Origin of the sequence: Acaryochloris sp. 'Moss Beach' (genome assembly GCF_021497025.1) — a bacterium.
GTDB lineage: Bacteria > Cyanobacteriota > Cyanobacteriia > Thermosynechococcales > Thermosynechococcaceae > Acaryochloris > Acaryochloris marina_A.
Genome location: NZ_CP071717.1, coordinates 3,586,463 through 3,599,880, shown reverse-complemented (window position 1 = coordinate 3,599,880; position 13,418 = coordinate 3,586,463). Strand labels below are relative to the sequence as shown.

14 protein-coding genes and 1 tRNA gene are annotated in these 13,418 nt (G+C 42.6%); 8 read left to right on the top strand and 7 right to left on the bottom strand.

The genetic code is table 11. The features are described from left to right. Window positions 1-11: 11 nt before the first annotated feature. The 5 genes from HRE53_RS17005 to HRE53_RS16985 form a co-directional block, all read right to left on the bottom strand. The gene (locus tag HRE53_RS17005) at window positions 12-281 is read right to left on the bottom strand and encodes a peptidylprolyl isomerase (RefSeq protein WP_235107294.1); all 270 of its coding nucleotides are present in this window, start codon (window positions 279-281) and stop codon (window positions 12-14) included. Beyond that, window positions 244-462 (bottom strand): hypothetical protein, encoded by a 219-nt coding sequence (locus tag HRE53_RS17000; RefSeq protein WP_235107293.1) that lies wholly within the window; start codon window positions 460-462, stop codon window positions 244-246. Before HRE53_RS17000 ends, HRE53_RS17005 begins: the two co-directional genes overlap by 38 nt. 1,075 nt (window positions 463-1,537) lie before the next feature. After that, a complete protein-coding gene (locus HRE53_RS16995) occupies window positions 1,538-2,881 on the bottom strand; it encodes a hypothetical protein (protein WP_235107292.1) in 1,344 nt (447 codons plus the stop codon). Window positions 2,882-4,225: 1,344 nt separating this feature from the next. Further along, entirely contained in the window at window positions 4,226-4,459 is a 234-nt protein-coding gene (locus HRE53_RS16990) for a hypothetical protein (protein ID WP_235107291.1), read from the bottom strand. 345 nt (window positions 4,460-4,804) lie between these two features. After that, complete coding sequence (locus HRE53_RS16985; protein WP_235107290.1) at window positions 4,805-5,047, bottom strand: hypothetical protein; 243 nt, start codon at window positions 5,045-5,047, stop codon at window positions 4,805-4,807. A 755-nt stretch (window positions 5,048-5,802) separates the two neighbouring features. Between HRE53_RS16985 and HRE53_RS16980 the strand changes: the two genes are divergently transcribed. The 4 genes from HRE53_RS16980 (at window position 5,803) to HRE53_RS16965 (ending at window position 8,327) form a co-directional block, all read left to right on the top strand. Continuing rightward, complete coding sequence (locus HRE53_RS16980; protein ID WP_235107289.1) at window positions 5,803-6,042, top strand: transposase; 240 nt, start codon at window positions 5,803-5,805, stop codon at window positions 6,040-6,042. Window positions 6,043-6,101: 59 nt separating this feature from the next. Beyond that, window positions 6,102-6,755 carry a hypothetical protein gene (locus HRE53_RS16975; RefSeq protein ID WP_235107288.1) on the top strand — a complete coding sequence of 218 codons (654 nt, stop codon included), beginning with the start codon at window positions 6,102-6,104 and terminating at the stop codon, window positions 6,753-6,755. Next, window positions 6,661-6,948 carry a hypothetical protein gene (locus tag HRE53_RS16970; protein WP_235107287.1) on the top strand — a complete coding sequence of 96 codons (288 nt, stop codon included), beginning with the start codon at window positions 6,661-6,663 and terminating at the stop codon, window positions 6,946-6,948. The genes HRE53_RS16975 and HRE53_RS16970 overlap by 95 nt, the downstream gene beginning before the upstream one ends. Before the next feature lie 206 nt (window positions 6,949-7,154). Further along, complete coding sequence (locus tag HRE53_RS16965; RefSeq protein ID WP_235107286.1) at window positions 7,155-8,327, top strand: transposase; 1,173 nt, start codon at window positions 7,155-7,157, stop codon at window positions 8,325-8,327. 29 nt (window positions 8,328-8,356) lie between these two features. Here HRE53_RS16965 and HRE53_RS16960 read toward each other — a convergent pair whose 3' ends face one another. Continuing rightward, entirely contained in the window at window positions 8,357-8,809 is a 453-nt protein-coding gene (locus HRE53_RS16960) for a hypothetical protein (RefSeq protein ID WP_235107285.1), read from the bottom strand. A gap of 91 nt (window positions 8,810-8,900) precedes the next feature. Between HRE53_RS16960 and HRE53_RS16955 the strand changes: the two genes are divergently transcribed. The 3 genes from HRE53_RS16955 to HRE53_RS16945 all read left to right on the top strand — a co-directional run bounded on the left by HRE53_RS16955 (window position 8,901) and on the right by HRE53_RS16945 (window position 11,277). After that, a tRNA-His gene (locus tag HRE53_RS16955) sits at window positions 8,901-8,973 on the top strand. Between the two features lie 161 nt (window positions 8,974-9,134). Continuing rightward, complete coding sequence (locus HRE53_RS16950; RefSeq protein ID WP_212664485.1) at window positions 9,135-10,271, top strand: citrate synthase; 1,137 nt, start codon at window positions 9,135-9,137, stop codon at window positions 10,269-10,271. 22 nt (window positions 10,272-10,293) lie between these two features. After that, window positions 10,294-11,277 (top strand): aldo/keto reductase, encoded by a 984-nt coding sequence (locus HRE53_RS16945; protein ID WP_212664484.1) that lies wholly within the window; start codon window positions 10,294-10,296, stop codon window positions 11,275-11,277. A 60-nt stretch (window positions 11,278-11,337) separates the two neighbouring features. Here HRE53_RS16945 and HRE53_RS16940 read toward each other — a convergent pair whose 3' ends face one another. Beyond that, window positions 11,338-11,982 carry a DUF6940 family protein gene (locus tag HRE53_RS16940; protein WP_235107284.1) on the bottom strand — a complete coding sequence of 215 codons (645 nt, stop codon included), beginning with the start codon at window positions 11,980-11,982 and terminating at the stop codon, window positions 11,338-11,340. A 550-nt stretch (window positions 11,983-12,532) separates the two neighbouring features. Between HRE53_RS16940 and HRE53_RS16935 the strand changes: the two genes are divergently transcribed. Next, on the top strand, window positions 12,533-13,327 hold the full coding sequence (locus HRE53_RS16935) for a PspA/IM30 family protein (RefSeq protein WP_235107283.1): 795 nt from the start codon (window positions 12,533-12,535) through the stop codon (window positions 13,325-13,327). Window positions 13,328-13,418 lie beyond the last annotated feature (91 nt).

Genomic DNA, 13,418 nt, shown 5'->3' with positions numbered 1-13,418 from the left:
CATTATGTTTTTTATTGTTGCATATTAATAATATAATTTAATTCTTTACTAATCCATTCTTCAAATAAGCTATCGAGAATTTCTTGCCTTACAATAGGCGTTAAATCTGCAGGTATATATTTTTCAATCCTTACCAGATGATGCACTTCTTCTGTTTGAATTGGCCCTAGCAAAACTCCTATTGGTAAAGGATCTTGAAAAATAGCTGCAGCAATATCTGGAGAGAAACTTAAGCGGTTTGTCTCACCTGTATAACCGCAAAGAGAGCGAGGCTCTTTCATCAAGATCATAAAGATGAGCTGCTTCATAAAAACTAATTTCTTCTTCTTCAATTTGATAAAATAATTCTTGAGCAAATTTTTGACAGTCAACACTAATTTGATAAATTACAAAACGATCAAAATTTAGTCGCCTTTCAGCAAAGTAAGATTCTACTTTCTCTTCAAATAGATATGTAGCCAACTTTTTTCGTAAGCAAGTGACCCTGAATTGCAATTTCCCACTCATCTGGAGTAACCATTTGCTCGTTAAGCCAGGCCATCGTATCAGATGCCTTCTCCAAATGCTTATTACGGCGAATTTCATCTACTTCATTTTGAATTTCCTCAGGTGTAATAGTAATATTTTGGGAATCAGCTGTTTGAAGAATGATTTTTTTGTTTAAGAGTTTGCTCGCAGACCTCCACTAGACTCATATTTTGCCTGAGTGTTTCTAGCACCTCAGCTATCTCAATTGAAATCCCGTGAAAGTCTATATTCATCATTCAGTAAGAGATATTAAATAAGAAATTTTTTTCTATTTTTTTTGCAAAATACTAGTATATATCTTCTTTATAAGAATTGTTCATAGCTATCAAACATGCGTAAGGCTAAATTACTCATGGTTATACCATGTACCAATCTATCCAAATATCAGTTTTCTTGAGCTTAAGAATCAGAAGATAGTTCTCTCAGGATTACTGAAAGCATCATCACCTGAAATCTATATTTAGTAACCAGTTTAAGAAATTCATATCAATCAAATAACTCATTATTTGATTGATATGAATTTTTGGAAAGCGTTATTCATCAAACTCCAAAACTAGATTTTAGGGTGCCATTGATAATAGCACCCTAGGATATTCAATGACTAAGTTATCGCCAGTATCAATGGAAGCTCTGCCGTATTTCCATCTGAAAGGAATAGGCAGTTACGCTGAAACCCAATTATCCAAAATAGATTAAAAGATTACTAGCAGAGAATATAAGTAAAAGAGGCTAAGACCTGACTGCCTGACACATCTCTGAAAGCCTTTTCTTCGTAAGGGTTTACACTGTAAGAATAGCAACGCTGCCCCTAAGGCAAGAGAGTTGGTAATACGTTTAGGTTGCGTTTGACGTGTGAACAATGCCAAAAAGCTAGCCTTATACACCCTGCTATTCAGCATCCAAAAGCTACGTATCTAAAGGCTTTGAGGTACTTATGTCAGGCAGTCAGGGCTAAGACATTTCTAACGACATCTTTGGCGTTCTCACTTACTCTATTTAGCTTGAAATATTATGGTAGATTGCTTGCAAGCCCAGCGAGGGTATAAGTTTCGCCAGCTAAAATATATTCTTCAAATCCCGTAGTAACGAGTGTCATACCGTCAAGATTGAATGTAACTTGAGTATTTGCACCAATACTGATATCAGAAAAATCGGCAAGTCTACTCGCAAGACTAAGGGTGTCTTGACCTCTTCCACCTCTTAATGTGGCGTTCCCAAAATCACCAGCACTACCATCAATAAAGTCGTTGCCTCTCCCTGCATTGACAACCACACCGCCACCAAAGGTACCGGTTAATGAATCTTTTCCTGCACCCAAACTTACTCTTCCACCATAAAGACCATAGGCTTCTTCCCCTGTAGCCTGAACAATAATCTGATCAGCCCCTTGTCCAGTACTAATCACACCACCAGTGTTGATAATTCCAAAGGCTTTACCAGTCGCTTCCGCAGTGGCAATAATCGTATCAGCCCCATTCCCTGTGGTAATTTTTCCGCCTGTATTATCGATTGCGATCGCAATATCAGAAGCTTCTGCGACCGCCTCAGCAACGGCTATAGCTAATGCTTGACTATTGGGGGACGCACTAGCAAAAGCAGAACTAGACGTACCGGCAAAAGTACTAGAACTAGTCTTTGCAATAGCGCTAATGGCATCCTTCCCTTTACCAGTTGCAAGTAAGCCTTTCCTATTCTTGATACCCGTGGCAGATATAGAAGCAGTCGTTAAACTAGTAGAGATCGCATTGGCAAAAGCTATCAGTTCATCAGAAAGAGGGGCATCAGCGATCGCTTCTACAATTGCTGATGCATCTACAGAAGCTGTAGCCGAAGCAGCAATACTTCCTTCTGTTTGACCATCTACAGCATCATTTCCACCACCAGTTCGAATTGTTGCCTTAGAGTTATTGATACCAATAACATTAGCCTCAATACCAAGAGATGCCAAAACTTCGGTAATGACGCTTGTATCAACAGATTTAACAACGGCTATCGCCTCTGCTACTGTACCAGTGGCAACGAATAGGTTGGCTGAAGCAGTCCCTTTAACTACATCCCGCCCTCTGTTAGTCTCAATCCTGCCTTTATTGTTAATGCCTTGAGTACGAAGTTTAAAATTAGCCACAAATTCAGTAGAAGTAGCAAGCGAGCCAAAATCCTTCGCTCTTACCCCACCCAAAACCCCAAATCCAAAATCACCATTAAGAGAAGAAGTACCTATAAGTGAATCTCTTCCCTTTAGGGTTTTGACAATAGAGTTTTTAGGGTTAAAAATTGTGATGCCTTGGTCAATTACATCAGCACGATTTGTGAATCTAATTCTTCTTAAGTTCAACCTGTTTAAATTTTGCATGAGTTTCAATGAGATAAATTACTATTTGGAAACACATTTCATAAAAAAATCATTCAATCATAATTTTGAACGACTATAGCTGCTGCCGACATGCACTAAGTTCCTTCAAAAATATAGTGCATGCTAGCTTTTTTAATACTTCATCTCACTCAAAGCTTATAGAGACAAAGATGCTTCATAAATTCATTTTCATCAATTATAATCTTCAAACGTGTGAATATTTCAAAAAATAAAATATTTACAGAATTTTCTATGACATGAATTCCATTAGATAGCTTTAGCTAAACTTATCTCAATAAAATCATAAAACTTTATAAATAGAATTCTTGCAAATAAATATTTATAACCTATGGATATCGAGAGCTATACTCAGCAATAAATATATCAATACAGATGAAAAATATAGATTCAAAGACAAAGAATATTTCTATTGTTAATTGCTCAGATATCCTTCATCGATTCAAAATAAAATAGTATCCAAGACCAAGCTTGATATCTTAAGAGGCTGTTTAAAAAATTAATCTTCTATGAAAAATATTTATTTCAGGTTCTGGCTGCCCTTTTCAGAACTATTTTCTTAAGGTGTGATAAGGATATCAAATCTAAAACTAGAAAGGCTTCTAGGAGTTCTTCCTGAAGATCGCGAGAACAGCTTACTGGTAAGAAATCTCACGTAATTATCACTCCTTAAGAAAGCAATACTACTTTTTTAAACAGCTTCGTAGGCTTCCAGAAATTAGTTTATATTTTCTTAAAAAAAGCAGTATAAATCACTGATCTATATCATTTCAAATACGGTTATTAATCAAGTACTCAGGCTAAATTTTAATGGCCATATAAAATATGATTTTGATCTACATAGATAAAAGAACACAAGAACTTATTCCATGTCTTATCTTATACAAGTAAAAAATAGTGAATTCTTCTAGAGTGCAATCAATTTCTTAAAGATTCTTGAGGTAATTACCTTTAAATTAGTCTATTAAATTATCATTTTTGCTTTCATTTTTTCAGCAATAAATTTAGAAATAATATCGATTTTTAATTTCAATAGCTATATCTAAAAAATATCATATAGATCTATATTTGATACTACAAGATCTTATAGAATAACAATTAATATAAAAAGCCTTCAATCCTCAAGAAAATGTGCAATATAGCTCAATAGAATTATTCACCTTACAATATCAGTTGTAAATATAGGTATTGAGCATCAAACAGAAATGGGAAAATTCTCCAGTCTACATCCTAAGATTATGATGACTGCTAAAGTAGGCAGCACCCAGACTCATTAAACATAGTAGATATAACTAGGAGACTGAAGTATCAGTCTTAGTAAAATTTTTAGGAAAGTAATTTTTTTGATGTGTTAGCAGACGCACTCGCATAGCTAGATTGACCATCCAAGCTAAAGGCTTCAGAAGAACTGATCTCTGTTTCTTCTGAAGATGAAGCAACGGCACTACTACTACTACTAACACCATCAATATTGGCAGATGATGTAGCTGAAGCAGAAGAAATATTAGAGCTACAACCCTCATTATTCGCAATTCTTAGAATTCGTCTGGATCTACTCATAAACTTTTACTCTCAAACTTTAATATTAAAAGTTGTTTAACATCTATCTACAACTAACATCAATTCTCGAATTATAGATAACTAAAGCCAAGCTTGCAAATAGTTATTTTCCTCTAGGATTATGATAATTTATCCATAATTTTGATAATTCACTAGCACTAAAAAAATGATCTTACTAGAGTAACTTCACAATATAGATTTTATGCCAACAAGAAATTTTATTCTTGTTGGCATTAGGTAAAAGAAATAAAGCACAGAATTTAGATTGCCGACAAGATTTCAAGTGCTATAAGCACATATGATATCTTTCATGTAGTCAAAGCCTGCGCAAAATTTCGCTTAGATTCAGCTAGAGGCTGAAGCAGAAGCGCTCCCTGAAGCTTGGGAGAAACCAGCATTGGCATCAGCTACCGCTTCATTGTTAACATACGCACTAGATGTACGCCCATTCCCTAGGGCGAAGCCAGTTGCATTTGCATTAGCTTTGCGGAGAGGGCGGATAATAATAGGACGGACAATAACAATAGGACGGCGACGGGGGTGGCGGCCACCAGAAACTTCATCAAGCTGTTCGGTAACTTCTTCCAAATAATTTAGATCAGAGATAATCATCAATCTATTCCTCTTATTATTTATTGAGCTATTTTTTTATAAAAAAATCTAGAGATATAACCTAGACTTCTATCAGGTCATTCCTAAAGGATTGAAAGAGAAGCTAAAACCTATTCTTACTGCAGACTTCTCTGGTATACAACCGAATAAATCTAAGCAATAGAATCAATGGTTTCAAGCTTACTTACAGCTGAAGGGAAAAAACCTTGTTTAGCTCGTTACTGAAATTACTATAAGAAAGAAGAATAAACTCATGTTGCCAATTTGGCACAAATAATTTTAAAAAGAAATTCTCCATCATGTGTTTGTATCTAGAAGCTCATCTAAAAGCATGCTGGAAGACAACTTAAAGAACCTCAGAGTTCATCAAGACAAACGATACCTCCAGCCCTTCACACACTGCCGCACCATATAACGCTGGTGCCAATCAAAGAAAATCCCATTCCAAGCCTTACTCCATGTCTCAGGGCACAAAGAAAACCACATGCTTCTGCCAGTTTCAAGAGTCTCAGACCATCTCATAGACTGGACTCACAGGCATTCCAGAGAAAATACACGCCCAGGTACCTCCCATGAGTCTTACAGATCTCCCAGATAGAGCTGCTTCAGCTTGGGCAAATCACCTGAAGGGGCGACATGCGCCGTAAACCTCTTGCTATTCGTGCAATAACCCGATAGATAAGAAAAAAGATGGGCTGCAAATGATGTATCTCCAGCTCACCTTATTGACAATGATATTGCCACTATACCAACCTCATTTACGCCGTCAACTGTCTCCTGCCCAGTATCTTCTCCTAGAGATCCTCGTTCATCTATTACAAACACTTCGCTGCGTCAAAATCGAGACGCTAGCAGAAGGGCTGCCACTGCCGATTCTTTTTGACAGTCGCCGAAAAAAATCCAACGGTTCTTATCCTTACCGACCCTTGAGCTTGAAACGCTTTGGCTACCGCTGGTTAAGCTGTGGCTGAGCCAGCAGTATCCTCAAGGCTCCCAGCTTTATGTCGTCATCGACCGTACGAGTTGGGGAGTGATTAATCTATTGATGGTCAGCGTGGTCTGGCAACATCGCGCTATTCCCGTATGGTGTGAAGCCCTCTGCAAAAAGGGCAGCAGCAATTATGACGAGCAAACCGCTGTTTTAAGCAAAGTTATCCGCCATTTATCAGCCTATCGTCTGGTCATCCTCGGTGACCGAGAGTTTTGTTCCGTCAAGCTGGGGCAGTGGTTAGGCCAACAGAAGGTCTACTTTTGTCTGCGACTCAAGCGCAATACCGAAGTGGCTCTGGCCCAGCAGTTTACTCAACAACTCCAACAGTTTGGCCTTGTCCCAGGTCAAAAGCTATTTCTCAATGATGTGCGCGTCACTCAGGCTAAAGGCTTTGGAACTTTCAATGTAGCAGCCAAGTGGAAACGACGGTATCAGGGCTTTGCACCTGATGAAGCATGGTTTATTCTCACCAACTTCTGTGACCTCAATAGTGCTATCGTCAGCTACCAAAAAACGCTTCTCTATCGAAGAAATGTTTCGGGACTTCAAGCAAGGAGGCTATTGTCTCGAAGGCTCTCAAGCCATGCAAGAACGGTTGGTGGCTATCGTTATTGTGATTGCCATTGCCTATACCAGTGCGGCACTGCAAGGGCAAAATCTCAAGCAAAAAGGACTACAGCGCTATATTACTAGACCCGAATCCACCACTTCACCGAACAAGCGTCATAGTGCATTCCGAGTCGGACTATCTGCTCATCTGTGGGCCATAACGGGGGATGGAGTTCTGGCTCGATTGGTGGATGAGCTAATGAAACTCTCTCCCAATAAGCTACCTGAGTATCAACGGGGGATGAGAGCGATGGAGCTTGTCTGTGCTGGGTTGTAGCCTTCATGTCGCCCCCTCAGGCAAATCACCCAATGGTCGAAAGTCAGTAATGGGGTTATCACGCAAATCAAGGGATTTTAAATTCTTAAGAGCCGATAATCTGATTGCCTGACAGAAGTAGGTCAAAGCCTTTATTTACATAGTTTATGAGAAAAGAGTGGAGAGACATGTGAGGCTAGATTTAATCACAAATCAGCGTTATTCAAATGTCAGGCCCCACCCAAATTTATCGTCAACTGTTTTCCTTTTTACGTCAACACAGCCATTATCGAGATTTGCGCCATCTCATTGCTCTGGGCTGGATGGTAAGCGCCTTAATCTGTAGTGAACGCTTAAGCTTATCTGCCTGGGAATCCTATGTTCCCTGCCGAGCCAGAAAAGCCCAAAGTGTCGAGCGTCGGTGGCAACGATTTATAGCCAATCAACGCATTGATATTAACAAGCTATATGTACCTCTAGTCCTGCTAGCCCTTAAGAACTGGCACTCTCATCGTCTATACCTGGCAATGGATACAACGGTGTTATGGAATGAATATTGCATGATTCATCTATCCGTCGTCTGCTGTGGCAGAGCAGTACCATTGTTGTGGAAAGTATTAGAGCACAAGAGTGCAGCTGTCGCTTTTGAGGAATATCAACCGTTATTGCGCCAGGCCCGTTGGTTATTGCGGCAGCATCCAGATGTCATGGTGTTAGCAGATCGTGGGTTTGCGAACCATCAACTGATGAGCTGGTTACAACAGAGCCATTGGCATTACTGTCTGCGTGTCCCTTGTGATGTCCTTCTCCATGGTCCACGTCAATGTCCAAGAGAAGTCCGACAATTGTGGCCATCCAAAGGCGAAGCCCTCCTCTACCGCAATGTCGGTCTTTGGGAAGATGGCATCTATCGGTGCAATCTGGTGTTGGCTAATATCCGAGGAGTGAAAGAACCATGGGCGGTGATTACAGATGAATCACCCACGCTACAGACCTTGTGGCAATACGCTTTGAGGTTTCGGGTCGAAGAATTATTTCTCGATAGTAAGTCTGGAGTGTTTGAGCTAGAAGAGTCGAAAATTCGCTGTGCTGATGCATTAGAGAGGCTTTATCTGGTTGCTGCTGTGGCACTGCTATTCAGCACGACTCAAGGAATGGCTGTTCACATTAAAGGGCTGCGCCAACAGGTTGATCCACATTGGCGGCGAGGCATTAGTTATCTCAAAATTGGATTGCGATGGCTCAAGGGGGTAGTCCATAAAGGACGGGAGTTGTTGATGCCAGTCCCCTTGCTCTGCCATGATCCACAACCGTGTTTTGCGTCTAAAAAAGCTCAAAAGAAACACTACAACAAAATCTGGTTCTCTCGCATCCGCTCTTTACAGTGCAAGGCTTTATGAGCAGGGGAAGGCGAAGATCTGTCAGGCAGTCAGGCCGATAATAGTTCTATATTCGTTATTCCTGTCCCTTGCAAATTGATATAGCCCAAATTCACTAACGAAGCCAGCGGTCGTAAATCTGTCAATTGCTGATGATAAAGGTTCAGACCTTTGAGCTGTGTCAAGGTTGATAACGGCCTTAAATCTGAAATGGGTCCCGCAGTTACTCGATTCGGATCGCTGAGCGGTGTGGCATCAAGGTTGAGATAGGTCATCTGACTTAACCTTTGCTGAGCTAGGGTACAGTCATTAGTCTCAGCCTTCAACAAGAGGGTCTCAATCAGATTGCGGGTGGTTCCTGATAATTTATTTTTATGGATGCACCAGTCGTAAATAGATCTATAGACGGGCTTACAGGCTATAGCCATAGAGAGCCTAGAAGTAAAGACTCCCGTCAAAAGCATCAGGTAGATTGGCTTGAGTAAAACCTTGCGATATGCCATTTTGGCCCTCCTCTACTTAGGAAGTTTTCTATCTATTGCCCATACACCTAGATCAATCCCAGGTCTAAATGCTATATTCAAGTACGCAATGGCGGGTGTAGCCAAGTGGTTACGGCAGTGGATTGTGGTTCCACCATTCGTGGGTTCGATTCCCATCATCCGCCCTGAATATCATATTCGTAATAATTGTGCCGTACTTCCCCTGGTTTGATATCGGCCGGTTTTTGGTGATCAATTCGTTAAGAGATGACCTACCCATTGATGTCTGGGGAGCAAATCTCGATAATGGCAGTGGGCTTGAGCAATCCCCATCGGAGCAAAGCAGATGACAACATGCGATTATGTGCCTGGCTTGGGTGGAATTCCAGCCGCCCAGTCTCGAATTAGCTATGTGGATGGGCAAGCGGGCCAACTCGAATATCGGGGCATTGCTATCACTGAGCTAGCTGAACGCAGCAATTTTCTGGAAACAGCATTCTTGTTAATTTGGGGCCATCTGCCCACACCTGAAGATTTTGACCTATTTCATTATGAGGTCATCCACCATCGCCGCATCAAGTACCGTCTGGTGGATATGATGAAATGCTTTCCTGAACGGGGTCATCCCTTGGATGCCGTACAGGCCACAGTGGCAGCGTTGGGGCTGTACCATTCTCGACGGGCTTTCAATGATCCGGCCTATATTCGGAGGGCGGTGGTGAGGCTCTTGGCAAAGATCCCTACAGCTGTAGCGGCCTTTGAACATATTCGGAAGGGCAATGATCCCCTCCGACCCCGTGATGATCTCAACTATGCAGCGAATTTCTTATACCTACTGAGTGAACAAGAACCCGATGCGCAGAAAGCACATATTTTTGATCAATGTTTGATTCTCCATGCCGAACATACGATGAATGCTTCGACGTTCTCGGCACGGGTCACGGCATCAACGCTAACGGATCCCTATGCAGTTGTAGCCTCAGCCATGGGTACCTTGGGCGGGCGGCTACATGGCGGCGCTAACGAAGAAGTGATGCAGATGCTCACAGATATTGGTTCCGTGGAGAATGTGAAACCCTATCTGGATCAGAAATTAGCCCAAGGTCAGCGGATTATGGGGTTCGGGCATCGCATTTATAAGGTCAAAGATCCGCGTGCCCGAATTATGCAAGGTTTGGCCGAACAGTTGTCGGAGAACTATGGATGTGATCGCTACTACGGTATTGCCCTAACTTTAGAAAAAGCGGTGTTAGAAAGACTGGGCGATCGTCAAATTCATGCCAATGTGGAATTCTATTCTGGGTTAATCTTTAGACAGCTGGGGTTTCCTGCCGATACCTTTACATCTCTTTTTGCCATTGCTCGGGTCGCTGGCTGGCTGGCCCACTGGAAAGAACAACTCGATACCAACCGGATCTACCGTCCCTCCCAAATCTATATGGGACAGCACGATCAACCCTATATTCCTGTGGTAGATCGGTAGCTCCTAACAATAGGAGAGAACGATGAGCCCAAAATCTCAACGACGCACCTTTCTACTCAGTAGCCTTGCGGCTACAGGCGGCTTACTGGGCAGTATATTACTGCATAAAGATCGCCGCTCCGCCTCGGTCACTCCATTATCCTCACCTAAAAATTCATCCCTACCTAAAAAAGTTTTAGGGAAAACAGGTATAAACTTGCCTATTTTAGGTCTAGGAGGAGCAGGCCAAACACCGCTATCTCAAACCGGTGCTGAAAAGGAGTCTGTGGAAATGATTCAGCAGGCTTGGAACTTGGGGATTCGCTATTTTGATACGGCAGCTAGTTACGGTCCTAGTGAGGATTATTTAGGAAAAGTTCTACCGCAATACCGTTCTCAGATTTTTTTAGCGAGTAAGACGGCTAAACGCGATCGTGATGGCGCATGGCGAGAATTAGAACGGTCCCTCAAACGTCTCAACACCGATTACTTAGATCTGTGGCAACTGCACCATGTTTCCTTTACCGACGAGATTGAAACCATATTTAGCTCAAATGGTGCCATCAAGGCAATGGAAGAAGCCAAGGCCCAAGGCATCATCAAGTTTACGGGCATTACAGGCCACCATGAACCCCAAATCATCATCGAAGGTTTAAACCGCTACCCATTTGATACCACCTTAATTCCTATTAACGCCGCCGATGTTCACCATCCACGCCCCTTTATTTCGTCCGTGTTACCCGTCGCTCGTCAGCAGCAGGTGGGGGTGATTGCCATGAAAGTCCCCGCCTACGGCAAGTTATTGCGTCCTGGGGTGCTGTCAGGCATGTCAGAAGCTATGGGTTATTCTTTATCCCAACCCGGCGTGCATACCTGTATCATCGCGGCAGAGACGGTAGAACAACTGACAGCCAATGTACAAACCGCACAAGCATTTCAAGAATTAGATGCTGCCACCCTTGCCAACATTGAAAAACGAACTCAAGCCACTTGGGAAGATCATTCGTTTTTCCGGCAATGGGCTTGAGCAGTTTTTTCTAGACCTATCGCTTGGGCATGCCTTAATCCAGTCAGATGCCATGCTTCTTTAAGTAGTGCGGTAGGGACGGTGGGTATAGTATTTGGGGAAATCATCTAGCCGCAGATGCAGCCAGTAAACACCAAGACCAGACGTACTCACCCATAGAGGAGCGGTACGAGGATTAAGTTCATCACTTATTAGTTTTTGCAGGGTATCCCCTAAAATTTGCCACAAGATATCTACTTGCACTGGTGGAGCCTGACGAACAAAGTTTGCTAAATGTGCATAAGTCGACAAAGGGCCAAGCGCACGGGGTGCAAGCAACATCGCATCCCCTCCTAAGTTGGCAAACACCTGAATAGGCTCATCTCCTCTTTCTAGATACTGGGCAAAAGGTTGGGGGTTAGGCGATACCTTGGCCAAACGTGGAGCATTCACCAAAACAAATTCCCAAGGCCGATGGAGACTATCAGGCATTAGAGGTGGCGTTTCCCAAAAGAAAGCAGCGTAGGGGCTGTCTCGTAAAATCTGAGAGATCAGCGATCGAAATTCGGCATCCTGTTGCCAATGTTCAATAGCCTGATGCCAGTTTAGAGGAGTGGTATTGAGAGAGACTGTAACCCGTTGCGTTTTACCTTGGTCCAGGAGTTGACCATAGGCGATTAGATGCCCAGTTATTGATTGGGCAATCGTTTCAAAAGCTTGATCCATTTAGCTCTATCAATCTATACAAAGTCACGTATCGAAAATATTCAAGATATCAGAGGCAGTTCAAAGACACCAAGGGAAGAAGCCTCGGCTTATCTTTCTGGCGTTTCAATAGCCCAAGCCTAGCACTCCAAACCTTTTCAGGGTTAGTGCCCATGCGGATTGCGATTCGTTGCGATAGTAGTATTGGTTTCGACTTAAACCGTTATTCAAAATGAGATTGTTAGAATGCAGATAGCGATCCATCTAAAAAATTTGGCCTTTCTACTGGTAGTAGTGAAGGGATGACCGAGTTTCTTATCCAATATTGCTTTGGTGAGCATCTGAAGTGGGTAAACTTAGACTGATTCATCCAGGCAAACTCGTTTGGATTTATAACAAGCCTGTTGATTTCGCCTCAATGAACAAGGAAGCCAAGTACCATGTAAAAAGTAGATCGATCCACTCAAACAGGCAACAGTCTTGGGATAGATCTCTTCACTAATCTCAAGCTTCGCTAGTCTAAAACCAAGGATTGTCATAGAAGTTTATTGTTTTAAGGAAAAACCGAGTCATGGGATTATTTGACCGCGTTAGTCGGGTTGTTCGTTCAAACCTCAATGCAGTTGTCAGCTCTGCCGAAGATCCAGAAAAAATTCTGGAACAAACCGTTGAGGATATGCGAGAAGACTTAGTGCAATTGCGCCAAGCTGTTGCCCAGTCCATCGCAGCCCAAAAGCGGGTTGAACAGCAATATAATCAGGCCCAAACTCAGTCTTCCGAATGGTATCGTCGTGCCCAGCTTGCACTCCAAAAAGGCGATGAGAATTTAGCTCGCGAAGCTCTATCTCGCAAGCAATCCTTTACAGACACGGCCAATAGCCTCAAATCCCAGCTTGATCAATCCACCAATCAAGTGGGGACCCTGAAGCGAAACATGACTGCTTTAGAAAGTAAGATTGCTGAAGCAAAAACCAAGAAAGAGATGCTCAAAGCTCGTGCCCGTGCGGCCAAAGCGAGTGAGCAGATCAACAAAGCCATGGGTAGAGTCGATACATCGGGAGCGATTGGTGCTTTTGAGCGTATGGAAGAGAAAGTCATGGAAATGGAAGCCCAGTCTGATGCTATTGCTGAACTAGCAGGAGATACCTTAGATAGTCAGTTTGCCAGTTTAGAAGCGGGTAGCGATGTGGATTCCGAATTGGCGATGTTGAAGGCTCAACTCGCCGAGCCTCCTGCTTTAGAAGGGACGCCTGCTGCACCAGAGGCCTTGCCCGCTGCCACAACTGAGCCAGCGGATACCCCTCAACAGCAAACACCAGTGGATTCAGAACTAGAAGAGCTACGCAACAAGTTGGATCAAATTTAAATCAGGGCTTGTAGACTGGGCTGATACTCAATAGACTGAGCGAATGACGAACGGCTTCTAGTGGGCGCTTAGGTTCTCGTAATCGACTGGA

Coding starts and splice junctions, on each gene's coding strand:
- HRE53_RS16960 (WP_235107285.1), bottom strand. CDS start 8,809: ATGGCATATCGCAAGGTTTTACTCAAGCCAATCTACCTGATGCTTTTG.
- HRE53_RS16935 (WP_235107283.1), top strand. CDS start 12,533: ATGGGATTATTTGACCGCGTTAGTCGGGTTGTTCGTTCAAACCTCAAT.
- HRE53_RS16980 (WP_235107289.1), top strand. CDS start 5,803: ATGATATTGCCACTATACCAACCTCATTTACGCCGTCAACTGTCTCCT.
- HRE53_RS16945 (WP_212664484.1), top strand. CDS start 10,294: ATGAGCCCAAAATCTCAACGACGCACCTTTCTACTCAGTAGCCTTGCG.
- HRE53_RS16965 (WP_235107286.1), top strand. CDS start 7,155: ATGTCAGGCCCCACCCAAATTTATCGTCAACTGTTTTCCTTTTTACGT.
- HRE53_RS16990 (WP_235107291.1), bottom strand. CDS start 4,459: ATGAGTAGATCCAGACGAATTCTAAGAATTGCGAATAATGAGGGTTGT.
- HRE53_RS16950 (WP_212664485.1), top strand. CDS start 9,135: ATGACAACATGCGATTATGTGCCTGGCTTGGGTGGAATTCCAGCCGCC.
- HRE53_RS17005 (WP_235107294.1), bottom strand. CDS start 281: ATGAAAGAGCCTCGCTCTCTTTGCGGTTATACAGGTGAGACAAACCGC.
- HRE53_RS16940 (WP_235107284.1), bottom strand. CDS start 11,982: ATGGATCAAGCTTTTGAAACGATTGCCCAATCAATAACTGGGCATCTA.
- HRE53_RS16995 (WP_235107292.1), bottom strand. CDS start 2,881: ATGCAAAATTTAAACAGGTTGAACTTAAGAAGAATTAGATTCACAAAT.